Source organism: Pseudomonas sp. DTU12.1, from assembly GCF_009873475.1.
Lineage (GTDB): Bacteria > Pseudomonadota > Gammaproteobacteria > Pseudomonadales > Pseudomonadaceae > Aquipseudomonas > Aquipseudomonas proteolytica.
Genome location: NZ_CP045254.1, coordinates 1,228,516 through 1,249,238, shown reverse-complemented (window position 1 = coordinate 1,249,238; position 20,723 = coordinate 1,228,516). Strand labels below are relative to the sequence as shown.

Below are 20,723 nucleotides of genomic sequence, written 5' to 3'. Positions count from 1 at the left end.
GAAGTATTCAGCGGGCTGATTGCCGGGCATAAAAAAGCCGGGCTTCAAAACAAGCCCGGCATGATCAAAGATAAGCCAGCTCCCACAATGATTGGGTCTACAACCTTGGATCAGCGTACGCCCGAGGCGCGCAGGGCCGAGGGGGTGTAGTCCGCCGCCTTGGCATTGAAGCCGAACACAAAACTGCTCTTCTCCTCGTTCTTCATGCCCAGGGCGATGTAGCGCCCGGCGATGATGTCGTACAGGGTCTCGACGGTGTAGGCCGGGGTCTGGTGGTTGTAGTAGAACTGCGCGTGACCTTCGGCAACGCGCCACAGTTGGCCACGACCGTCGTAGTGATCCACCAGCGCCACCTGCCAGCTGTCTTCATCGATGTACATATGGCGCTTGGCGTAGATGTGCCGCTCGCTCGGCTTGACGGTGCCGACCACCTCCCAGACCCGGTGCAGTTCGTAGCGGGTCAGGTCCTGGTTGATATGCCCGGCCTTGATGATGTCGTCGTACTTGAGCGAAGGCGAGTCGAGCTTGTAGGCGTTGTAGGGAATGTACATTTCCTTCTTGCCCACCAGCTTCCAGTCGTAGCGATCTGGCGCACCGGAGAACATGTCGAAGTTATCCGAGGTGCGCAGGCCGTCGGACGCGGTGCCCGGCCCGTCGTAGGCCACTTGCGGTGCGCGGCGTACGCGGCGTTGGCCGGCGTTGTAGATCCACGCCAGGCGCGGTTCCTTCACCTGGTCGAGGGTTTCGTGTACCAGCAGCACGTTGCCCGCCAGGCGCGCGGGGGCGGTGACCGACTGTTTGAAGAACGTCAGCACGTTGGCGCCCTTGGCCGGGTCCATGTCGGGGATCAGTTGCGGCACCGCCACTTCTTCTTCAAAGCGGATCGGCGTGTAGCTGCCGTTGGTCTGCGGTGTGGCCTGGGTGATGATGCGCCGCAGGTTGCCACCGTGGTAACGGGTGATGTGGTTCCACAACACCTCGACGCCAGTCTTCGGGATCGGGAAGGCGTAGTAACGGTTGCCGGTGAAGTTCTCCAGGCCGTTGCCGTCGTTGATCGACTTGACGTTGAGTGCGCTGCGCTTGATCGACTCGTAGATATCGTCGGGCAGGTTGACCGTGCGGTGGGTGGTGTAGACCGGGATTTTGTAAGTCTCGGGGTAACGTTTGAACATCGCCACCTGGCCATCCGACAGCTTGTCCTTGTACTTGTCGACCGTGGCGGCGGTGATCACAAACAGCGGTTTTTCATTGGCGAACGGGTCGGCCAAAAAGCCCTTGCTGTCGACTGCACCGGCGTTTTTCGGGATGCCACCGGTCCAGGCCGGGATCGAGCCATCGGCATTACCGGCCATTTGCGCGCCGACCGGAGTCAAGGTGGTCCCAAGCTTGGCGGCTTCTTCCGCTGACACGGCAGCCATCACGTTGGCGGCCAACAGGCTGAGGGCCAGTACGCCGCACTGCAAAATCATCTTACGCATGGTTATTGTCCTTGTTCTTTTTTAGCCGAATCAGAAGTTCACGCCAAAGCTGAGGGCGAGGAAGTCACGGTCGGTCAGGGTGTTGTAGTCACCGCCAAAAAAGTCGGTGTAGCTCAGGCTCGCGGTGTAGGTGTTGCGGTAGTCCGCATCGACCCCGACGCTGAGCGCCTTGGCCCCCTCGTTGAACAGGCCGTTGGGGCCATAGCCCTTGACGTCATGGGACCAGGACAGGTTGGGCTTGAGGTTGATCCCGGCGATCACGTTGTTGTAATCAAGAATGGCCCTGGCGCGATAACCCCAGGACGTCGCCGTGACGAAGCCGTCGGTATCACCACCAAAGCCGTACTGGCCGTAGACCGAATCGCGGCCGTAGCGCAGCTTGGTTTTGTTCTCCAGCCCGCCCACCCGCACGATGGCCGCCTCGCCCACTACAGTCAGGCGTTCGGCGCCCAGCACCTGGTCGAAGAACTGGGTCATGGTGGTTTGGAACTGGGTGATTTCCTTGCGCCGGTAGCCGGTGTTGTCGGCACCGAATGAGCTGCGAATGGGTGACACGGTGTTACCGGCAATCGGGTTGACCAGGGCCAGGGTCAGGTCTGTGGTGTTGAGTTGCACGGGCGCGTTGGGACGGTAGCTGATTTCCCCGGTCCAGGCCGTGCCGGTGGGCAAGGTGGTGGAAAAGCTGGCGCCGTACAGGCGGATGTCTTCCGGGTAATCCAGGTAGTACTGGCCGCGTCCGAGCATCACGCTCTGCGCCAGGCCGGCGCCACTGCCGGGGGCAATGCCGTTGGCGGTATTGATGATATTGCCGATGGTCGCAAGGTTAGTGTTGGCCGTAAGCGTGCCCACGGTCGGCGTGCGGCTGTGGTAATTCATGAAGTACAGGCCGTACTCGGTGTCATCGCCGAGCCAGCGCAACGCCATGCCGAACTGCCCGGAATCCCGGGCATCACGGTCGGCGGCGCGGCGCACGATCACCCCTTCATCGGTCACGCCAAACCCCTGGCCAAACGCGGCGGCCACCGGTTGCAGCGGGCGGATCGCCGGGCTGCCGACGGTGTAGTTGTCGGTGCAGCCATCGGCCGCCACGTCGCCACCAAAGAAGGTGCCGCAGTTGTCCAGCACCGTCTGGTCCCATTCCAGTTGGTAGAAGCCTTCCACGGTCAGTTGGTTGGTCAGGCCCTGGGAGGCGAACAGCATGTTCACCGGAATCAGGCCTTCCTTGATCTCGGCGCCGGGCCGGCGGAAGGCCGAGACGTCGATAGGGTTGATGCTGTTGATGGAGTTGCCGATGAAGGTACTTTCGCCCCAGCTGACCACCTGTTTACCGGCGCGCACGGTGCCCGGCAAATCCCACAGGGAGTAGTTGTGATAGACGAAGGCATCGAGGATCTGCGCCCCGCTGGATTTGGAGCCTTCCTTGCGGTTGTGGTCGCTGATGGGCTTGAACTCGCGGTCTTCGTCCTTGAGTTCGAAGTCGTACCAGTATTTGCCCCGCACAAACACACCGGTATCGCCGTACTTGAGCTCCAGGTCGTGCAGGCCCTTGAAGATTTTCGAGAAGGTCTCGCCTTTCTTGAAGTTCAAGCGCCCGTCATCCCCAGTGGAGGCCTGGCCACTACCGCCATTGACCGTGCCCACCAGCTTGCGGTCGGCATCGCGCATGCCCCAGCTGGCACCTACCGACAGCGACGAATCGAATTGCCCCTCGATCTCGCCGATGTTGAATGAAACAGCCTGCGCCTGAACGCAGCAACCCAAAGCAACCGCAGCGGCCAGCGCCTGTGGCCTGAAGATGGCGCGCATTGTTGTTTTTGTCATGCGTCTTCCCCGGTGGTGTGACAGAAGGCCCCACCCTACTGCCCGCCATCAGGAGCGATAAGCGCACCAAGGAGGTATTCGTTTTGTCGCTCGAAAGGATTAGCGCAGGCTCTAGCGCGGGTATTGGCGGGGCTATCGACGTAGTGGATGAAGGGTTATCAAGAGAATGGATAACCCCCCGCCCCCTGTAGGAGCGAGCTTGCTCGCGAAGAACGTGAGTACGCCGCGTTAAACCAGACAAAACGCGTCATCGTTCACGTTTTTCGTGAGCAAGCTCGCTCCTACAGGGGGTAGTCACTGTTGTTGTTTTGGTAATAGTCCTTGTCCTGAATCAGTATTTTTCATTCCGCGACAAGGGACTATTCTTACCGGGCTTTCAGAACAAACCATCCGTTTCCTGGAAGCCAGTCTTCAACAGATTGAAGCGAATTTTCAGTCTGTTACCCGTGTTCACTGACGTTGATTTGTAGCTCCTTGATCCAACGTCTTACTTCGGCCGCTGCGTATGCAGCGGCCTTTTTTATGCCTGAAACAAAGCGGGGCGCCATCAGCGCCCCGCAGGATTGAATATTTTTAGGTAACGATCAGAGGCTGTATTTCTGCAGGTTGTCCATCATCTCTTTCAGGGCTTCGATGTTGTCCTTGGGATGGGCCGCCCCTTCAAAGTCGCAGATCTGCTGCCAGTGCGCCGCCACATCCTCTGGCGAGAAGCCGGCCTCGGGATCAAAGCCCACGCCCAGGCTGCGCTCCCAACGGGTCTTGCCGATCCAGCCGCCCCCCACTTCGAACAGCCCGGAAGTTTCCTGGCACGCCTCGCTGCCCAGGTACACCACCAGCGGGCTGACCAGCTCGGGCTTGAGGCGCTCGAACACCTGTGGCGGGATCAGGCCTTCGGTCATGCGCGTACCGCCCGTGGGCGCGATGGCATTGACCAGGATGTTGTTCTTGCGCCCTTCCAACGCCAGGGTGCGGGTCAGGCCATACAGGCCGAGCTTGGCCATGCCGTAGTTGGACTGGCCGAAGTTGCCGTAGATGCCCGACGTCGACGCGGTGAAAATCACCCGGCCATAACCCTGCTCGCGCATATGCGGCCAGGCAGCACGGGTGACTTTGTAGGCACCTTCGACGTGCACGCGGTAAACCAGGTCCCAGTCGCCGTCCTCCATTTTATGAAAGGTCTTGTCGCGCAGGATCCCAGCGTTGTTCACCACCACGTCGATGCGGCCAAATACATCGAGGGCGTGTTGCACGATCTTTTCGCCGTCGGTCACCGAATCATGGTTGGCCTCGGCAATGCCCCCGGCCTCGCGGATCTCGGCCACTACGCGGTCGGCGGCCGAGGCGTTGGCGCCTTCGCCCTGAGTCGAGCCGCCAAGGTCGTTGACCAGTACCTTGGCCCCGTGCCTGGCGAACAGCAGCGCATGGGCACGACCCAAGCCACCACCGGCCCCGGTAACGATCACCACTTTATCTTGGAACTGCACAGACTCACTCATAGGGAACTCCAGCGAAGACAGTGGACGATGGGTTGAGTGTCAGGCACGGAGCTTGTGGTCACAATAAATACGGGCGGGGGTGAATGGTGCGCAATAAGGTACGGGGATGATCGGCTCGTGTAGAAGCTGGCTTGTGTGGGAGCTGGCTTGCCTGCGATTGAATCACCTCGGTGCAACTGACTTATCGAGGTACCCGCATCGCAGGCAAGCCTGCTCCTGCATAAGCCAGTTCCCACAGGCGATCCTGGTTGCTTTCAATGCCCTCGCGAAACGCCAGGTAATGCTTGAGCACCTGGACCGGCGCCTCCACCTGCGGGTAGTGGCCGATATTGGCCAGCAATACCGTGTCGGCATCCGCTATCAGCTCGCGGTAGCGCGCGACCATATGCCCGCCGGAAATCGGGTCTACCTCGCCATCGATCACCCGTAACGGTACTTCGCCGCGTTGCATGGCCGCCACCCAGCGCTCGCGTTGTTGACGGCGCTGGGGGATGTAGGCGATGAGTTTGTGCAGGATCCGTGGGCCGTCGTTGTTTTCGATCAGGCTCCAGAAGTCATCCAGAGCGCTTTCGCTGGGGCGGGTGCCGGGGCCGAAGATCTGCTTGAAACTGTCAGCCAAGGCGTTGCGCCCGAATGCACGGCCGATCATCCAACCCAAGGGGCTGAGCAATAGTTTTTGCACCAGCGCCGCGCGGTGCGTCTCGGGGAAGAGCCCGCCATTGAGAAAGACACAACTGGCCAGCTGGAAGCTGCCCTCGTAGTGCCGGGCGAGCAGTTCCTGGGCCACGCTGTCGCCGTAGTCATGGGCCATGATATGCACCGGCTGCTGCACGCGCAGATGGGCCAGCAGGGCCTGTTGCAGATCAGCCTGCTCCAGCAGGCAATAGGTGTGGTCCAGGGGCTTGGCCGAGTCGCCAAACCCGAGCATGTCGCAGGCAATCACCAGGTTGCGCTGGGCCAGGGGCTGCCAGAGGTAATGCCAGTCCCAACTGGCGCTGGGGAAGCCGTGGATCAGCAACAATGGCTCGCCCTGGCCGGCCACCCAGTAACGGATGGTCTGCCCGCGAAAAACAAAACTCTGCCCGCGTTTGCGCCAGGCACGCAGCGGAATCTCGGCCAGTGGCATTAGAGTCGGTATCCAGGGTCTTGTTTATCGAGTTTGCGCAACAGCGCCGGCCAGGCCAATGCACCACCCATGCCTTGGGCGCTCTTGGTCACGCCAGCGATCATCGCCTTGGCCCCCGCCAGAATCTGCGGCTCGATGGCGATCAATTCGGCCCCGCCGTTTTGCGCCAGTACCTGGATATCGCAGGCGCGCTGGAAGGTGAACATCATCAGGAAGGTATCGGCGATGGTCGCCCCGCAGGTCAGCAGGCCATGGTTGTGCAGCATCAGAAAAATGTTCGGCCCCAGGTCGGCTTGCAGGCGGGCCTTTTCCTCGTGGTTCAGCGCGACGCCTTCGTAGGCGTGATAGGCCAAGCTCGACAGCACGAACAGCGACTGCTGGCTGATGGGCAGCACGCCCTGCTTCTGCGCCGACACCGCCACGCCGGCTGCGGTATGGGTGTGCAGCACGCAGACCACGTCGTGACGTACTTCGTGTACCGCGCTGTGAATGGTGTAGCCCGCCGGGTTGATCTCGTAGGGGCTGTCCATCAGTTTGTTACCGGCCTGGTCGACCTTGACCAGACTGGAGGCGGTGATCTCGTGGAACATCAGCCCGAAGGGGTTGATCAGGAAGTCTTCAGTGCCGGGTACCTTGGCCGAGATGTGGGTGAAAATCAGATCATCCCAACCATGCATGGCCACCAGGCGATAGCACGCGGCCAAGTCTATGCGGGCCTGCCATTCGGCAGCGCTGACCTGGTCTTTAACACTCTGTGTCGATTGAACGGGGGCTAGGCTCACGGCAATGACCTCGACGCTGTGGTGTTTTTATTATTTTTAGACTGAAGGGCCAGTCTAGTCAGACCTCGGGCACGCCGTAGTTGCGTTGGCAGCCAGCTTGATGACCGAGCGAGTCAACCGTGAGGATAGTTCGGATTCGTACAACGTGGTGTCAGAGAAGCGACGCCAATAAAGGTGCGGCGAACAGGTTGAGCAAGCCCGTAAGCACCATCACCAAGCCCGCCACCGAGCCCTCTTCGCCGCCTACTTCATGGGCACGACTGACGCCAGCACCGTGGGCGCCCACGCCAAACAACGCGCCCCGCGCCAGGGCACTGCGCAGCGGCAGCCACTTGAGCAGCACCCCGCCAAGCAGGGCGCCGAACACGCCGGTGAACATCACGAATACCGCCGTGAGTTCCGGCACGCCGCCCAGGTCGTGGGCCAGGGGCATGGCAAAGGGCGTAGTGATCGAGCGCGGCACCAATGACAGGGTGACCGAACTATCCAAGGCCAACGCCTTGGCCAAGCCGAAAGAAGTCCCGATGGACGCCGTGCTACCCGCCAGCATGCCCAGCAGCAATGCCGACCAGTGGCGCATCAATAACTGGCGCTGCTGCCAGATCGGGATGGCGAACGCCACCGTCACCGGTCCCAGCACCAGCATCAGCCAATGGGTGTCGGTGGCGTACTCGGCGTAGGCGGTGTTCAGCGGCACGGCCACCGCCAGCAGCAGCGCGGGCACCAGGATCAGCGGCGATAGCAGGTAACGCCCGGTGCGCCGGTAGATCCAGCGGCTGAAACCGTAGGCCACAAGGGTCAGGGCCAGCCAGAACAATGGCATCAGTTCAAGCTTCATGGCGCAGCTTCCAGCGGCAGACGAGTTCAACGGTAAATGCCGTGACCAACATCACCATCAGGGTGCTAAGAGCGATCACCAACATGATGCGCCAACCGTCGTGGCGCATCAGCCCACCGTAATCGAGCAGGCTCATCAACGCCGGGATAAAGAACAGCAGCATTTCCGCCATCAACATGCCAGCGCCCAATTGCAGGGCTGCGGGCTTGATCAGGCCACTGGCGAACACCAGCAACAGCAGGCCCAGGCCGATGACCCCGCCTGGAATCGGCCAGGCCAGCCACAGAGCCACTTGGCAGCCCAGCAGGTAAATCGCCAGCAATACCAGCAACTCAACCAGCAACCGGCACACATATTTGAAGGTGAAACGTTTAGTAGACATGGGTTCCTCGCAGGCCCCCATGTTAAAGAGCCCCCTGGCATCCCCAAAGCGAATTGTTAGACTGCAAGCCATTCCAATCTGGAATTACCGTAATGGAATTCAAACAGCTGCGCAGTTTTATCGAAGTGGTTCACCGTGGCGGCTTTACCCAGGCCGGGAGAACCCTGCATATCAGCCAGTCCGCCGTGAGCAAGCAAGTGGCGCAACTGGAGCAAAGCCTGGGTACGCCGCTGCTCGACCGCATTGGCTCGCAGGTGCGCCTGACCGCCGCCGGGCACGTGGTGCTGCAACGGGCCGAGGCGATGCTGCGCCTGCAAACCGAATTGTTGAGCGAGTTGGACGACTTGAATCAGTTGACCCGTGGCGAGTTGCGCATGGGCCTGCCGCAACTGGGGGGCGACACACTGTTTGCCGAGTTGTTTGCCGAATATCGGCGACGCTATCCCAATGTCAGCATCCAATTGCTTGAGGGCGGCAGTCGCAATATCGAGCAGGCGATCCTCGCCGGGGAACTGGACGTAGGCGGCAGCTTGTTGCCCACCGATCCGGCGTTTGCCTGGCAAGCCTTCTGTGATGAACCACTGGATGCGCTGCTGCCCGTGGACCACCCGCTAGCGCAGCGTGGGCAGATTGGCTTGGAGGAATTGGCCGACACGCCGTTTTTGATGTATCAGCGCAGCTTTGTGCTCAATGACCGGCTGCTCCAGGCTTGCCAGCAAGTGGGCTTCACACCCCGGGAAAGCGGACGCAGCGGCCAGGCGGATTTTCTCGTGGCACTGGTGGCTGCCGGCCAGGGCGTGGTGCTGCTGCCCAGTGTGGTCGCGCGCGGCCTGGAGCGCCCTGGCGTGGTGCGCCTGACACTCAGGGCGCCCGAATTCCTACGCTGGGACATCGCTTTTATCTGGCGCCAGGGCGCCTATCTGTCGAAAGCCGCCCTGGCCTGGCTGGCGTTACTACGCGAGTACCCGATCAGCCGCGCAGTGCCGTGACCAGCTCTGCCAGCCATGGCTCGGCATCGGCTTCCGGGGTGACGCTTTCGCTGGCATCCAGGCGCAGCATCGGCAGCACTTCACGCACGCCCAACTCGCCGAACAGCTCGCGCATCTGCTCGCCGCCGCCACAGAAGGTATCGCCATAGCTGGCATCACCCAGGCCGATCACCGCACCTGGCAAACCGCGCCAGGCGGCGGGCAGTTGATCGCGGATTGTCGAATACAGCGGCATCAGGTTGTCTGGCAATTCGCCCATGCCGGTGGTGGAGGTTACGGCCAGAAAGGCGTCCGGGGCGAAGGCCTGCACATCGGCCAGGGTCGCCCGCGGGTTATGCCAGGCCTCGAACCCGGCTGCGTTGAGGAGACCCATGGCGTGGCGGGCAACTTCTTCGGCCGTGCCATAGACCGAGCCGGAAAGGATGGCGACTTTCATCAATCTGATCCTGTAGTTGAGTGAAAACCTGGGATATTAGCAGTTGGCAGCCGCGTGAGTTGTCTTACACTACGAAATCCACAAACACGCTATGGATCGCTCAATGATCAACGCCAAGCTGATGCAGATGGTGATCAATGCCTCTAACGACGGGATCACCGTGGCTGAGAGGGAGGGCAAGGACAAGCCCCTGATTTACGTGAACCCGGCCTTCGAACGCATGACCGGCTACAGCCTGGACGAAATCCTTTACCAGGATTGCCGCTTCCTGCAATCGGGTGACCGTGACCAGCCGGCCCTGATGGCCATCCGCGAAGCCCTGGACACTGGCGGCGCGTGCCGGGAAATCCTGCGCAACTTCCGCAAGGACGGCACGCACTTCTGGAATGAGCTGTCATTATCGACGGTTTACAATCAGGCCGATCAGCAGACGTACTTCGTTGGCGTGCAAAAAGATGTAACGGTTCAGGTCAAGGCCCAGCAGCGTGTAGCCCAGCTTGAAGCCCAGGTGGCGCAGCTTACAGCCGAGCTGGCAGCACTCCGAGCGACGAGCGGATCTAACAAACTTTAGAAAACACGGTCTTTAGGGTGATAATCAGTTTAATCACGCATTTCCTTGAGCCACATCAATGCAACGCGACGCGCTTTTGACGCAGGACGAACTGGACTTCATCCAGAACATGCACCACAACCCGCAACTGAATGTGCGGGATGTGTCGTCGAGCCTGACGGTCAATGGCGGCGCGCAGATCCGCGACCTGCTCACGCGCCTGGCGGCCCATGAACAGGTAACGATCCAGGCGCAGTTCGATAACCAGCAGATGACCTTTCCCCTGCAATTGGTGGAGGACGAGTTTCATGCCCTGCACCTGCGACTGGGGGTACCGAGCATTTTTGAAGACGGGCCGATGATCCGGCCTTGGCGCCTGGTCCTCGAAGAGCCGGTCGCCCTGGAAAACGTCAAGGGCCAGCCCGGGGCGCTATGGGTACATGAAGTATCGTTCAAGGGCTTGCTGGTGCAATCCCGTGGCCGCAGCAAACCACCCAGGACTTTCTCGATGTGGTTCAGCCCGTCCGGCTACGAGAGGATTGCGGTGCGTGGCACGCTGGAGCGCGAGACCGCTCGCGGGCTGTTTGCCTACCGCTTGAGCCAGGGCGATGTGGATGAAACCGAGCGCCTGCGCCAGTTCATCCTGCAACAGCATCGCCTGGCGCACCCCGAAGTGCATGCCTGAATTCAGGTATCCAGGGTTCCCCTGAGGAACTGCTGCAAGCGCCGCTGCATCAATCTTCCCTCATTGCCCAGGCAGCCAATGGCAGTATCGGCCAGTAGCTGCTCGGCCATGTCGGAGGCATCACCGGCCAGCAGCAGCGGGCACTCCAGGGTCAGGGCCAATCGCGCCAACCGCTTGGGCAACTCATGGGTCGGTGAACGATTGGAGAACAGCACCAGCGCCTGCGGGCGGGTCTTCTCGCAGATCAGTGTCAACTCATCCAGGGGCTGGCCCACGTTCAGCACATGCACGGCCAGGTCCTCACCACTGAGCATGAGCCCCGCCACCAGCAATTCCAGTTCTCGGCATTCACCGGCAATGGCTGCCAGCAGTACCTGCGGCGTACGGCCGGCGCGGGCCAGTTGCAGGCGCTGGGAAATTCGCGCGCGCAAGAAGCTGTCGAAAAACAGCCATTCGCTGGCCTGGCCAAAACGGCCCTGATGCCGCAGCAATTGGCGCCAAAGGGGCATCAGGATGTCCTGAAACGCCACTGAAGCGGGGTAGGCCGCAAATACCTGCCCGTACAGGCGCTCCAGTTGCAGCTCATCAAACGCGCCGATGGCCAGTTGCAACTGCTGCTGCCACTGCGCCCACTCAAGCTCACCGCTGCCTTCCTGTTGGTCTTGTAGTGAAGACACTTGCGCATCGTCCCGGGCGAGGATCTTGCCGACTTTGCTGACTGCCACGCCCCGCTCGATCCAATCCAGAATGCGATGAACGGTCTCTATGTCCTTCTGCGTGTACAGGCGATGCCCACTTTCGGTGCGCACCGGCTGGATCAAACCATAACGGCGCTCCCACGCACGCAAGGTGATCGGGTTAATACCTGTCAATCTTGCGACTTCACGAATCGGGAACAACTCATCCGCGGCGGCTAGACCGCCATGCTCAAGACCGGGGGGCAGGGCTGTGATTACAGGCATCGAATGACCAGGAACTTATACGAAGTTGGATCCCATTTAACGCTTTTATACCTGTCTTTTTCAAGGGACCTGCCCAGCCGTCCAATGCCGCTGGTGTATTTCGTCAAATCAGGAATAATCCTTGCCTGTTTTTCTGCGTCGCCGCCCTACCCTGCGGTTTCGCCAGGGACGCCACCTACCCGGTGCCGCGCTCCCACGCATTCGGAGATACACAATGTCTACCCTACCCGTCACCTTGATGGTCGCGCGCCGCGCTGCCCAAGGTCGTTATCAGGACATGATGAGCTGGCTGCGCGAAGGCGAGCAACTGGCCACGGACTTCCCCGGCTACCTGGGTTCAGGCGTGCTTGCACCGCCTGCCGACGGTGGCGAATTCCAGATCATCTTCCGCTTCGCCGACGAGCAGACCCTGCACGCCTGGGAGTTCTCCGCCTCGCGCAGTGCCTGGCTGGGGCGCGGCAGCGAATTGTTCGCCGACCCCATGGAGCATCGTGTCAGCGGCATGGAGGGCTGGTTTGGCGCCGTAGGCCAGCGCCCACCGCGCTGGAAACAGGCCGTGGCGATCTGGCTGGCGTTTTTCCCGGTGTCACTGCTGTTCAACGTCGGCCTGGAACCGTTGTTGGCCGAGTTGGGCTTGTTCAGCCGCGTGCTGGTCAGCACCCTGGCCCTGACGCCCTTGATGGTCTATCTGTTCATTCCCCTGTCGACCCATTTGCTGGCCGGCTGGCTCAATCCTGCTCCGCGCCGGGTAAAACCTGGCGAAGCAACCGTTTGAGCCGATCCACTACAGGCCGGTCGCTGGTATAGTTTTAGCTTGCCCGCGACCCGAGCTTCCCATGACCTGCACCCCCGCCCCGATCCTCATCACCGGCGCCGGCCAACGTGTCGGCCTGCACTGCGCCCAGCGCCTGCTGGATGAACAGCAACCGGTGATCTTCAGCTATCGCAGTGAACGTCCCGGTGTGCAGGCCTTGCGCGAGCGTGGCGCGGTGGGCGTATTTGCCGATTTCTCGTCCGAGGCCGGTATCCTGGCGTTCATCAGCGAACTCAAGACCCATACCGACAGCCTGCGGGCAATCATCCACAACGCCTCGACCTGGGCCGCAGAGACACCTGGTGACGAGGCCAGCGCCTTTATCGATATGTTCAGCGTGCACATGCTTGCGCCGTACCTGATCAACCTGCATTGTGCTGACTTGCTCAGAGGCTCGACGCCGGCCGACATTGTGCATATCAGCGACGACGTCACCCGCAAGGGCAGCCGCCAGCATATCGCCTACTGCGCCACCAAGGCCGGGCTCGACAGCCTGACCCTGTCCTTCGCCGCCCAATACGCGCCTGGGATCAAGGTCAATGGCATCGCGCCAGCCATGGTGATGTTCAACGAAGGCGACGACGCGGCTTATCGCGCCAAGGTCCTGGCCAAGTCGGCACTGGGTATCGAACCCGGGCCTGAGGTGATCTACCAGAGCGTGCGTTACCTGCTGGACAACCCTTATGTGACCGGCACCACCCTGACCGTCAATGGCGGGCGCCATGTCAAGTAAACCCGAACACCAGCCGCCTGGGGTTCCTGCAACTGATTGGACGGAGCAAGTAGCAATGCCACAACTTCAACCAGGTATGGCGCGCATCCGGGTCAAGGACCTGTGTCTGCGTACCTTTATTGGCATCAACGAGGATGAAATCCTCAACAAGCAGGATGTGTTGATCAACCTGACCATCCTGTATGCCGCACAAGACGCCGTGCGCGACAACGATATCGACCACGCCTTGAACTACCGCACCATCACCAAGGCCATCATCGCCCACGTCGAAAGCAACCGCTTTGCCCTGCTCGAACGCCTGACCCAGGAAGTGCTGGACCTGGTGATGAGCAATGAGTCGGTGCTGTATGCCGAAGTCGAAGTCGACAAGCCCCATGCGCTGCGCTTTGCCGAATCGGTATCGATTACGCTCGCGGCCAGCCGTTAACCCCCCTGAATCTGCGTGAACCCTATGACCGATCAACAACGCCTGGAACTCGAAGCTGCTGCCTTCCGCCGCCTGGTTGCGCACCTGGACAGCCGCAAGGATGTGCAGAACATCGACCTGATGAACCTTGCCGGGTTCTGCCGCAACTGCCTGTCCAAGTGGTACAAGGCCGAGGCCGACGAACGCCAGATCGAAGTCAGCCTCGATGACGCCCGCGAAGTGGTGTACGGCATGCCGTACGCCGAGTGGAAAGCCCAGTACCAGCAAGAAGCCAGCGCCGAACAACAAGCGGCGTTTGCCAAAGGAAAACCCCATGACTGACCTGAACACCCTGCACACCAGCCTCGACAGCGGCGAACACCAGTTTGCCGATACCCTGGCCTTCATCGCCGCTGGCTACGACTACCAGCCACAGGCCTTTACCAATGGCAGCGTAGAAAACGCCGCTGGGCAGAACGAAGGCTCGTGCAAGACCCTGGGCCTGGCGCTGCTCGAAGGCTTGAGCGACCAGCAGGCTTTGCTGGCGTTCGGCGAGCATTACCGTTCGGTGCTGGCGACGCCTGGGGGCACAGATCACAGCAACATCCGCGCGTTGATCGAGCATGGGTTGGCGGGAGTGAAGTTTGTCCAGCCGCCTTTGACCCGCCGCTGATCCCGCTTGCAAACCCGGTCAATGTGGGAGCCGGGCTTGCCCGCGATGGCGGTAGGTATCTACACAACTTCCAGAAACTGACGAACTTCCCTGTGGCGAGCGGGCTTGCCCCGCGCTGGGCTGCGTAGCAGCCCCACTTCAGGCACCGCGGTTGTTTCAGGTGTACCGAGCCAGCAGGTTTTGGGGCGGCTTCGCCACCCAACGCGGGGCAAGCCCGCTCGCCACAAAAAAACCGGCCGCGCGGCCGGTTTTTTTATTGCAACGGTTTAGAAAGAAGCGTCTTTCAAACCATCGAGGTAACGCTCGGCATCCAGGGCCGCCATGCAACCGGCGCCGGCCGAGGTGATGGCCTGGCGGTAGACGTGGTCGGCCACGTCGCCAGCGGCAAAGATGCCTTCGATGTTGGTCGCGGTGGCATTGCCTTCACGACCGCCCTGCACCACCAGGTAACCGTCTTTGGCGGTCAGCTTGCCTTCGAACAACGATGTGTTCGGGGTGTGGCCGATAGCAATGAATACGCCGTCGACTTTCAGCTCGTCGAAGCTGCCATCGTTGTTCTTCAAACGCGCACCGGTCACGCCCATGTTGTCGCCCAGGACTTCATCCAGGTTGGCGTTGAGCTTGAGGATGATCTTGCCTTCGGCAACCCGCGCGTGCAGCTTGTCGATCAGGATCTTCTCGGCGCGGAAGGTTTCGCGACGGTGAACCAGGGTCACGGTGCTGGCGATATTGGCCAGGTACAGTGCTTCTTCCACGGCGGTGTTACCACCACCGACCACCGCCACCGGCTTGTTGCGGTAGAAGAAACCATCGCAGGTCGCGCAGGCGGAAACGCCCTTGCCCATAAAGGCCTCTTCCGATGGCAGGCCCAGGTAACGGGCGCTGGCGCCAGTGGCGATGATCAGCGCGTCACAGGTGTAGACGCCGCTGTCGCCAGTCAGGCTGTAGGGCTTTTTCGAGAAGTCCACGGCATTGATGTGGTCGAAGACGATTTCGGTCTCGAAGCGCTCGGCGTGTTCTTTCATGCGTTCCATCAGCACCGGGCCGGTCAGGCCATGGACGTCGCCCGGCCAGTTGTCGACTTCAGTGGTGGTGGTCAGCTGACCACCCGCCTGCATGCCGGTGATCAGCAACGGCTTGAGGTTGGCCCGGGCCGCGTAGACCGCAGCGCTGTAACCGGCAGGGCCGGAACCGAGAATAATCACTCGCGAATGACGGGTATCAGACATGACTCACTCCTATCGACCGCCCGGACTACAGAGCGGCTGGAATAAAAAAGGACCGCGAAGCACTTGGGGAAGGCTTGAACTCGCAGGCCCTGAAAATAATGGGTGCAGCGTATAGAGGGGGGCAAGATTAAGGAAATACGGAATAACAATCCAGCTCATAGGTGGTCTCTATCCTGTGCCCCCTATTAATCGACATGTTTGTTACCGTTAATGTCGACTCGCTGACCGTGCTTTCACCGCTTTCGCAAAGCCGGTAAGGTCGGCGCGTTTGCCCTTTTACCCGGAGTTACCCATGCCCGCCCCCGTTCTGTCAGGCCCACAATACCTGCGCGAAGGCCTGAAACTGGTCTTGAGCCCAGGCCTGCGCCTGTTCGTCCTGCTGCCCCTGGCGATCAACCTGATACTGTTCGTCGGATTGATCTATTTTGCTGGCCATCAGTTCAGCCTGTGGGTCGACACCTTGATGCCAACGCTGCCCAGTTGGCTGAGTTTCCTCAGCTACATCCTGTGGCCGCTGTTCGTGCTGCTGGTGGCTTTTATGGTGTTTTTCAGCTTCACCATGCTCGCCAATATCATCGCTGCGCCGTTCAATGGTTTTCTCGCCGAGAAGGTCGAAGTAGTGGTGCGCGGTACCGATGACTTCCCGGCCTTCAGTTGGGCCGAACTGTTCGCCATGGTCCCGCGCACACTGGCGCGGGAAATGCGCAAGCTCGGCTACTTCCTGCCACGCGCCATCGGCCTGTTTATCCTGTCGTTCATTCCCGTGGTCAACCTGATCGCCGCCCCCCTGTGGCTGCTGTTCGGGGTATGGATGATGGCGATCCAGTACATCGACTACCCAGCCGATAACCACAAGCTGGGCTGGAACGAAATGCTCGCCTGGCTGCGGCAGAAGCGCTGGCAGAGCATGAGCTTCGGTGGGATTGTTTACCTGGTGTTGCTGGTGCCGGTGGTCAACCTACTGATGATGCCCGCGGCGGTGGCCGGGGCGACGTTGTTCTGGGTGCGTGAGCGCGGCGCCGAAACGATGCTGGCGCAAAAGCCCTAATCTGTTCGATTGACCTGGATCATGACGATTTGCCCACATAAAGCACATGGTTATTAAAACTATAAGCCTGTGGGGAGCAAGCCATGTACAGACCGTTGATGCTGATGTTTGGGTTGATGTTGGGCGGCGAGGCCTGGGGGGCCGCTGCCGCCAACGAGCCGATCTTGCCGGTGCAGCCGGCGAAAATCACTGACGCCGCCAAGGTCGAGTTGGGCAAGCAATTGTTCTTCGACCCGCGCCTGTCCAAGTCCGGCTTCATTTCCTGCAACTCGTGCCACAACCTGAGCATGGGCGGCAGCGACAATCTGCCCACCTCCATCGGCCATAACTGGCACCAGGGGCCGATCAACTCACCGACGGTGCTCAACTCCAGCATGAGCGTTGCGCAGTTCTGGGATGGACGCGCAGCGACCCTGCAAGAGCAGGCCGGCGGCCCGATTTCCAACCCGGGCGAAATGGGCTTCACCCATGATCTGGCCGTGGACGTGCTGCGCTCGATCCCGCAGTACCAGGCCTCATTCAAGAAAGTGTATGGCGATGACGGCATCAAGTTCGACGATGTGACCAACGCCATCGCGGCCTTCGAAGAAACCCTGGTCACCCCCAACGCCCCGTTCGACCGCTGGCTGCTGGGCGATAAAAAAGCCATCAGCGCCACGGCAGCGCAGGGCTACCAGTTGTTCAAGAGCATCGGCTGCGTGGCCTGCCATAACGGCGAGGCGGTCGGTGGCAGCACCTTCCAGAAAATGGGCATGGTCGAACCCTATGCCACCAAGAACCCGGCCCAAGGCGTGGCAGGCCTGACCGGCAAGGATCAGGACCGGATGATGTTCAAGGTGCCGACCTTGCGCAACGTCGCCCTGACCTACCCCTACTTCCACGACGGTGCCTACTGGAACCTGAGCGAAGCGGTAGACGTCATGGCCCGCCTGCAATTGGGGCGCAAGTTGAGCACCGATGAGGTCAGCCAGATGGTCGCGTTCCTCGACACCCTGACCGGCGACCAGCCGGACTTCAAGCTGCCGATCCTCCCGCCGTCCTCGGCCAAGACCCCGCGTCCTGCGCCGTTCAACTAAGCCAGTAGCGGGCCGGTCGTCATAAATCCGTCATTGCGACGACACAATGGCGACATGGCCCGCGCCGACACTGGCTGCATGACGACAGCTTTCCTGAATATCACCCTGATTACCGAAACCTTCCCACCGGAAATCAACGGCGTGGCCAACACCCTTGGCCGCCTGTGTGACGGCCTGCGCGCACGTGGACATCAGGTGGAACTGGTGCGCCCGCGCCAGACTGGCGACTTGAGTCGCCAGAGCGACGACGGCCTGCTGCTGTGTCGCGGCTGGCCTCTACCGGGTTATCCCGGCCTGCAATGGGGCCAGTCCTCCATGCACAAACTGCTGCGGCGCTGGAAACGCCAGCGTCCAGACGTGCTGTACATCGCTACCGAAGGCCCGCTGGGCTTGTCGGCTTTGCGGGCGGCACGGCGCCTGGGGATCAGCGTGGTCAGCGGTTTCCACACCAACTTCCAGCAGTATTCCAGCCAATACGGCCTGGGCATGCTCAGCCGCATCCTGACCCACTACCTGCGCTGGTTCCATAACCGCTCCAGCCTGACCCTGGTGCCCAGCGTCAGCCAGCGCCTGGAACTGGAACGCCGCCACTTCGAACGCCTGGACCTGTTATCGCGAGGCGTCGACAGCCAGCTGTTCCACCCAGCCAGACGTGACAACGTCCTACGTGAACAGTGGGGGCTGGGCACTGAGGACATTGCCGTCATGCATGTAGGCCGCCTGGCACCGGAGAAAAACCTCGGTGTGCTCAAACGCTGCCTCGAGGCCTTGCAGGCGACTTATCCACAGCGCCGACTGACGCTGATCGTCGTCGGCGATGGGCCGCAACGCGAGGCACTGGCCAAGGCCCTCCCCGGCGCAATTTTCTGCGGCACACAACGCGGTGAGGAACTGGCGCGCCACTATGCGTCGGGGGACCTGTTTCTGTTCCCCAGCCTCACCGAGACCTTTGGCAATGTGGTGCTCGAAGCGATGGCATCGGGATTGGGCGTGGTGGCCTACGACCAGGCGGCCGCCACCCAGCACATCCGCCATGGCTACAGCGGTGCCGTGGCGATGCCGGGGGATGAGGATGCGTTTTGCGATGCCGCCTGTTGGTTGCTGGAAGAACCCGAGAGCTTGCGTCGGGTGCGCCTGAACGCGCGCCAGCACGCCAGTCGCCAGGGTTGGCCGGCGATTATCGAGCGGTTTGAACAGCAATTGCGCGGGGCGTGTGGTGAGGATGTGATGGAGACGGGCGGTTCGAAGCTGACCTGACGAGCCCTATCGCGGGCAAGCCCGCTCCCACATTGGAATGCAATCAACCTGTGGGAGCGGGCTTGCCCGCGATGGCGCCCGTCAATTCCCCCCTAAACCAGAGTGGTCAGCGCCTCGCGACTGAAGGGCAAGATATCCCCCTCACGGCCTTCACGCACCTTCACCGCCCAGTCCGGGTCGACCAGCAGCGCACGGCCCACGGCCACCAGATCGAACTCATCGTTGTTCAAGCGCTCCAGCAGTTTTTCCAGGCTCGCTGGCTGAGCGATTTTGTCGGTATTGACCATGAACTGCAGGAACTCACCATCCAGGCCCACACTGCCCACGGTGATGGTCGGCTTGCCGGTGAGCTTACGGGTCCAACCGGCCAGGTTCAGCTCGGAGCCCTCGAACTCCGGCTCCCAGAACCGACGGGTGGAGCAGTGAAAAATATCCACACCGGCGTCGGCCAACGGCTTGAGGAACTCCCCCAGGGCCTCGGGGGTTTGCACCAGACGCGCGGTGTAATCCTGCTGCTTCCACTGGGAGAAACGGAAAATGATCGGGAAATCGGGGCCTGTGGCAGCCCGCACGGCTTGGATCAATTCAATGGCAAACCGCGAACGGTTGGCCAGGCTACCGCCGTATTCGTCCGTACGCTGGTTGCTGCCTTCCCAAAAGAACTGGTCGACCAGGTAACCGTGGGCGCCGTGGATTTCCACACCGTCCATGCCAATATCCTGGGCATCTTTGGCCGCCTGGGCGAAGGCGGCGATCACCTCCTGGATATCCTGGACCGTCATGCCGTGGACCAGCACGGTGCCATCCTTGAGTTTTTCCATCGGGCCGTAGGCCGGCACGCTGGCGTCCGGCTCGGTGCCGATACGCCGTACGCTGCCGACGTGCCACAACTGCGGGACGATCTTGCCGCCTTCGGCATGCACCGCATCGACCACTTTCTTCCAGCCAGCCAATGCCGCTGCACCGTAGAAATGCGGGACATTCGGGTAACCGTTGGAAGCCTGATGGCCCACTACCGTGCCTTCGGTGATGATCAGGCCTACGCCGGCCCCGGCGCGGCGACGGTAGTACTCGATCACTTTGGAATTGGGTACGCCACCCGGGGAAAACGAGCGGGTCATCGGCGCCATGACCACACGGGACGGCAGTTGCAGGGCACCGAGCTGGAAAGGTTTGAACAAGGCTTGGACAGGCATGGGAGCACTCCGCACGAGAGGGATTTTATGATGCGGATAATATGGAGTGCGGGCGGTGCTGGGTAGCACTATTGATTTCAGTGATTAACATGCAAAAGCCGGGAGCTACACAACACATTGCAGGACCCGGCAAGCCGGCTCCTACATGGATCAGGCCAGGGCTTTTTCGATGGCTTGGACGATCGCGGTGTCTTCTGGCGCAGTGCGCGGGGAGAAACGCGCCAAAACCCGCCCATCCTTGCCCAGCAGGAACTTCTCGAAATTCCAGGTGATGTCCCCAGGAAACTCGGCGCCCTCACCCGCCAATAGACGGTACAACTGATGGCGATCAGGACCGTTCACCGAAAGCTTGCTGCCCAGGGGAAAGGTCACGCCATAGTTGAGGCTACAGAACTCCTGAATCTCTTCTTCGGTACCCGGCTCCTGGCCTGCAAACTGATTGCACGGCAGGCCCAGCACGGTAAACCCCTGATCCTTGTATAGCTGGTAGAGGTTTTCCAGCGCCGCATATTGCGGGGTCAGCCCACATTTGGAGGCGACATTGACCACCAGCACGACTTGCCCTTTATAGGGCGCCAGAGGCAGCTCCTGACCATCCAGGGCTTTGAGTTTAAGGTCGTGGAAAGCACTCATGACACACTCCAGGTTTCCCATATTCTGGTTAACGGCATTTCGAGATTACAGCCGCCAAGTCGGCAAGAATAGCCGCCAATCAAAAAAGGCGCCCGAAGGCGCCTTTCTTTTCA

At 60.9% G+C, this 20,723-nt stretch carries 23 protein-coding genes; 11 read left to right on the top strand and 12 right to left on the bottom strand.

Features of this window, described 5'->3' with window-relative positions; translation table 11 throughout:
- Positions 1-110 precede the first annotated feature (110 nt).
- The 7 genes from GDV60_RS05485 to GDV60_RS05455 form a co-directional block, all read right to left on the bottom strand.
- Positions 111-1,478 (bottom strand): DUF1329 domain-containing protein, encoded by a 1,368-nt coding sequence (locus GDV60_RS05485; RefSeq protein ID WP_029295549.1) that lies wholly within the window; start codon positions 1,476-1,478, stop codon positions 111-113.
- A gap of 30 nt (positions 1,479-1,508) precedes the next feature.
- Positions 1,509-3,299 carry a DUF1302 domain-containing protein gene (locus tag GDV60_RS05480; protein ID WP_029295552.1) on the bottom strand — a complete coding sequence of 597 codons (1,791 nt, stop codon included), beginning with the start codon at positions 3,297-3,299 and terminating at the stop codon, positions 1,509-1,511.
- Positions 3,300-3,883: 584 nt separating this feature from the next.
- Entirely contained in the window at positions 3,884-4,795 is a 912-nt protein-coding gene (locus GDV60_RS05475) for an SDR family oxidoreductase (protein WP_029295554.1), read from the bottom strand.
- 181 nt (positions 4,796-4,976) lie between these two features.
- A complete protein-coding gene (locus GDV60_RS05470) occupies positions 4,977-5,921 on the bottom strand; it encodes an alpha/beta fold hydrolase (protein WP_050492893.1) in 945 nt (314 codons plus the stop codon).
- Positions 5,921-6,703: a class II aldolase/adducin family protein gene (locus tag GDV60_RS05465; RefSeq protein ID WP_159906535.1), complete on the bottom strand. Its 783-nt coding sequence runs from the start codon at positions 6,701-6,703 to the stop codon at positions 5,921-5,923. Before GDV60_RS05465 ends, GDV60_RS05470 begins: the two co-directional genes overlap by 1 nt.
- 151 nt (positions 6,704-6,854) lie before the next feature.
- On the bottom strand, positions 6,855-7,541 hold the full coding sequence (locus GDV60_RS05460; RefSeq protein WP_159906533.1) for an LrgB family protein: 687 nt from the start codon (positions 7,539-7,541) through the stop codon (positions 6,855-6,857).
- Positions 7,531-7,923, bottom strand: a complete 393-nt coding sequence (locus GDV60_RS05455; RefSeq protein ID WP_029295561.1) for a CidA/LrgA family protein — start codon at positions 7,921-7,923, stop codon at positions 7,531-7,533. The genes GDV60_RS05460 and GDV60_RS05455 overlap by 11 nt, the downstream gene beginning before the upstream one ends.
- A gap of 92 nt (positions 7,924-8,015) precedes the next feature.
- Here GDV60_RS05455 and GDV60_RS05450 point away from each other — a divergent pair, with 92 nt between their 5' ends.
- Positions 8,016-8,912 (top strand): LysR family transcriptional regulator, encoded by an 897-nt coding sequence (locus tag GDV60_RS05450; protein WP_029295563.1) that lies wholly within the window; start codon positions 8,016-8,018, stop codon positions 8,910-8,912.
- Here GDV60_RS05450 and GDV60_RS05445 read toward each other — a convergent pair.
- Complete coding sequence (locus GDV60_RS05445; RefSeq protein ID WP_104911624.1) at positions 8,893-9,348, bottom strand: flavodoxin; 456 nt, start codon at positions 9,346-9,348, stop codon at positions 8,893-8,895. The two genes, GDV60_RS05450 and GDV60_RS05445, sit on opposite strands and share 20 nt — an antisense overlap.
- Before the next feature lie 103 nt (positions 9,349-9,451).
- Between GDV60_RS05445 and GDV60_RS05440 the strand changes: the two genes are divergently transcribed.
- Both GDV60_RS05440 and GDV60_RS05435 read left to right on the top strand, forming a co-directional pair.
- Positions 9,452-9,919 (top strand): PAS domain S-box protein, encoded by a 468-nt coding sequence (locus tag GDV60_RS05440; RefSeq protein WP_104911623.1) that lies wholly within the window; start codon positions 9,452-9,454, stop codon positions 9,917-9,919.
- 58 nt (positions 9,920-9,977) lie between these two features.
- Positions 9,978-10,583: a hypothetical protein gene (locus GDV60_RS05435; protein ID WP_159906531.1), complete on the top strand. Its 606-nt coding sequence runs from the start codon at positions 9,978-9,980 to the stop codon at positions 10,581-10,583.
- Between the two features lie 2 nt (positions 10,584-10,585).
- On the opposite strand, the gene GDV60_RS05430 is transcribed toward GDV60_RS05435, so the two are convergent.
- The gene (locus GDV60_RS05430) at positions 10,586-11,545 is read right to left on the bottom strand and encodes a MerR family transcriptional regulator (protein WP_159906529.1); all 960 of its coding nucleotides are present in this window, start codon (positions 11,543-11,545) and stop codon (positions 10,586-10,588) included.
- A gap of 214 nt (positions 11,546-11,759) precedes the next feature.
- Here GDV60_RS05430 and GDV60_RS05425 point away from each other — a divergent pair, with 214 nt between their 5' ends.
- The 5 genes from GDV60_RS05425 (at position 11,760) to GDV60_RS05405 (ending at position 14,171) form a co-directional block, all read left to right on the top strand.
- Positions 11,760-12,320 carry an antibiotic biosynthesis monooxygenase gene (locus GDV60_RS05425; protein ID WP_159906527.1) on the top strand — a complete coding sequence of 187 codons (561 nt, stop codon included), beginning with the start codon at positions 11,760-11,762 and terminating at the stop codon, positions 12,318-12,320.
- A 61-nt stretch (positions 12,321-12,381) separates the two neighbouring features.
- Positions 12,382-13,092, top strand: a complete 711-nt coding sequence (folM, locus tag GDV60_RS05420) for a dihydromonapterin reductase (RefSeq protein WP_159906525.1) — start codon at positions 12,382-12,384, stop codon at positions 13,090-13,092.
- 55 nt (positions 13,093-13,147) lie between these two features.
- Positions 13,148-13,519, top strand: a complete 372-nt coding sequence (folX, locus tag GDV60_RS05415; RefSeq protein ID WP_029295577.1) for a dihydroneopterin triphosphate 2'-epimerase — start codon at positions 13,148-13,150, stop codon at positions 13,517-13,519.
- A 24-nt stretch (positions 13,520-13,543) separates the two neighbouring features.
- The gene (locus tag GDV60_RS05410; RefSeq protein WP_057437796.1) at positions 13,544-13,840 is read left to right on the top strand and encodes a DUF1244 domain-containing protein; all 297 of its coding nucleotides are present in this window, start codon (positions 13,544-13,546) and stop codon (positions 13,838-13,840) included.
- Positions 13,833-14,171 carry a HopJ type III effector protein gene (locus tag GDV60_RS05405; RefSeq protein ID WP_178121272.1) on the top strand — a complete coding sequence of 113 codons (339 nt, stop codon included), beginning with the start codon at positions 13,833-13,835 and terminating at the stop codon, positions 14,169-14,171. The genes GDV60_RS05410 and GDV60_RS05405 overlap by 8 nt, the downstream gene beginning before the upstream one ends.
- 266 nt (positions 14,172-14,437) lie before the next feature.
- On the opposite strand, the gene trxB is transcribed toward GDV60_RS05405, so the two are convergent.
- The gene (gene trxB / locus GDV60_RS05400) at positions 14,438-15,400 is read right to left on the bottom strand and encodes a thioredoxin-disulfide reductase (protein WP_029295584.1); all 963 of its coding nucleotides are present in this window, start codon (positions 15,398-15,400) and stop codon (positions 14,438-14,440) included.
- A gap of 292 nt (positions 15,401-15,692) precedes the next feature.
- Between trxB and cysZ the strand changes: the two genes are divergently transcribed.
- The 3 genes from cysZ to GDV60_RS05385 all read left to right on the top strand — a co-directional run bounded on the left by cysZ (position 15,693) and on the right by GDV60_RS05385 (position 18,781).
- Complete coding sequence (gene cysZ, locus GDV60_RS05395) at positions 15,693-16,448, top strand: sulfate transporter CysZ (protein WP_029295586.1); 756 nt, start codon at positions 15,693-15,695, stop codon at positions 16,446-16,448.
- Positions 16,449-16,531: 83 nt separating this feature from the next.
- Positions 16,532-17,524, top strand: coding sequence for a cytochrome-c peroxidase (locus tag GDV60_RS05390; protein ID WP_133715565.1), 993 nt, complete (start codon positions 16,532-16,534; stop codon positions 17,522-17,524).
- 78 nt (positions 17,525-17,602) lie between these two features.
- Positions 17,603-18,781, top strand: a complete 1,179-nt coding sequence (locus GDV60_RS05385; protein WP_169852056.1) for a glycosyltransferase family 1 protein — start codon at positions 17,603-17,605, stop codon at positions 18,779-18,781.
- A gap of 92 nt (positions 18,782-18,873) precedes the next feature.
- Here the strand turns inward: GDV60_RS05385 and GDV60_RS05380 are convergent, their stop codons facing one another.
- Together GDV60_RS05380 and GDV60_RS05375 are read right to left on the bottom strand one after the other, a co-directional pair.
- Positions 18,874-19,977: an NADH:flavin oxidoreductase gene (locus tag GDV60_RS05380; protein WP_070996801.1), complete on the bottom strand. Its 1,104-nt coding sequence runs from the start codon at positions 19,975-19,977 to the stop codon at positions 18,874-18,876.
- A 150-nt stretch (positions 19,978-20,127) separates the two neighbouring features.
- On the bottom strand, positions 20,128-20,610 hold the full coding sequence (locus GDV60_RS05375; RefSeq protein WP_159906502.1) for a glutathione peroxidase: 483 nt from the start codon (positions 20,608-20,610) through the stop codon (positions 20,128-20,130).
- Between the last annotated feature and the right edge of the window lie 113 nt (positions 20,611-20,723).

Excerpts from the sequence above, each read along its gene's own strand:
- GDV60_RS05485 (WP_029295549.1), bottom strand. The coding sequence starts at position 1,478 with ATGCGTAAGATGATTTTGCAGTGCGGCGTACTGGCCCTCAGCCTGTTG.
- GDV60_RS05480 (WP_029295552.1), bottom strand. The coding sequence starts at position 3,299 with ATGACAAAAACAACAATGCGCGCCATCTTCAGGCCACAGGCGCTGGCC.
- GDV60_RS05475 (WP_029295554.1), bottom strand. The coding sequence starts at position 4,795 with ATGAGTGAGTCTGTGCAGTTCCAAGATAAAGTGGTGATCGTTACCGGG.
- GDV60_RS05470 (WP_050492893.1), bottom strand. The coding sequence starts at position 5,921 with ATGCCACTGGCCGAGATTCCGCTGCGTGCCTGGCGCAAACGCGGGCAG.
- GDV60_RS05460 (WP_159906533.1), bottom strand. The coding sequence starts at position 7,541 with ATGAAGCTTGAACTGATGCCATTGTTCTGGCTGGCCCTGACCCTTGTG.
- GDV60_RS05455 (WP_029295561.1), bottom strand. The coding sequence starts at position 7,923 with ATGTCTACTAAACGTTTCACCTTCAAATATGTGTGCCGGTTGCTGGTT.
- GDV60_RS05450 (WP_029295563.1), top strand. The coding sequence starts at position 8,016 with ATGGAATTCAAACAGCTGCGCAGTTTTATCGAAGTGGTTCACCGTGGC.
- GDV60_RS05445 (WP_104911624.1), bottom strand. The coding sequence starts at position 9,348 with ATGAAAGTCGCCATCCTTTCCGGCTCGGTCTATGGCACGGCCGAAGAA.
- GDV60_RS05440 (WP_104911623.1), top strand. The coding sequence starts at position 9,452 with ATGATCAACGCCAAGCTGATGCAGATGGTGATCAATGCCTCTAACGAC.
- GDV60_RS05435 (WP_159906531.1), top strand. The coding sequence starts at position 9,978 with ATGCAACGCGACGCGCTTTTGACGCAGGACGAACTGGACTTCATCCAG.
- GDV60_RS05430 (WP_159906529.1), bottom strand. The coding sequence starts at position 11,545 with ATGCCTGTAATCACAGCCCTGCCCCCCGGTCTTGAGCATGGCGGTCTA.
- GDV60_RS05425 (WP_159906527.1), top strand. The coding sequence starts at position 11,760 with ATGTCTACCCTACCCGTCACCTTGATGGTCGCGCGCCGCGCTGCCCAA.
- folM (WP_159906525.1), top strand. The coding sequence starts at position 12,382 with ATGACCTGCACCCCCGCCCCGATCCTCATCACCGGCGCCGGCCAACGT.
- folX (WP_029295577.1), top strand. The coding sequence starts at position 13,148 with ATGCCACAACTTCAACCAGGTATGGCGCGCATCCGGGTCAAGGACCTG.
- GDV60_RS05410 (WP_057437796.1), top strand. The coding sequence starts at position 13,544 with ATGACCGATCAACAACGCCTGGAACTCGAAGCTGCTGCCTTCCGCCGC.
- GDV60_RS05405 (WP_178121272.1), top strand. The coding sequence starts at position 13,833 with ATGACTGACCTGAACACCCTGCACACCAGCCTCGACAGCGGCGAACAC.
- trxB (WP_029295584.1), bottom strand. The coding sequence starts at position 15,400 with ATGTCTGATACCCGTCATTCGCGAGTGATTATTCTCGGTTCCGGCCCT.
- cysZ (WP_029295586.1), top strand. The coding sequence starts at position 15,693 with ATGCCCGCCCCCGTTCTGTCAGGCCCACAATACCTGCGCGAAGGCCTG.
- GDV60_RS05390 (WP_133715565.1), top strand. The coding sequence starts at position 16,532 with ATGTACAGACCGTTGATGCTGATGTTTGGGTTGATGTTGGGCGGCGAG.
- GDV60_RS05385 (WP_169852056.1), top strand. The coding sequence starts at position 17,603 with ATGACGACAGCTTTCCTGAATATCACCCTGATTACCGAAACCTTCCCA.
- GDV60_RS05380 (WP_070996801.1), bottom strand. The coding sequence starts at position 19,977 with ATGCCTGTCCAAGCCTTGTTCAAACCTTTCCAGCTCGGTGCCCTGCAA.
- GDV60_RS05375 (WP_159906502.1), bottom strand. The coding sequence starts at position 20,610 with ATGAGTGCTTTCCACGACCTTAAACTCAAAGCCCTGGATGGTCAGGAG.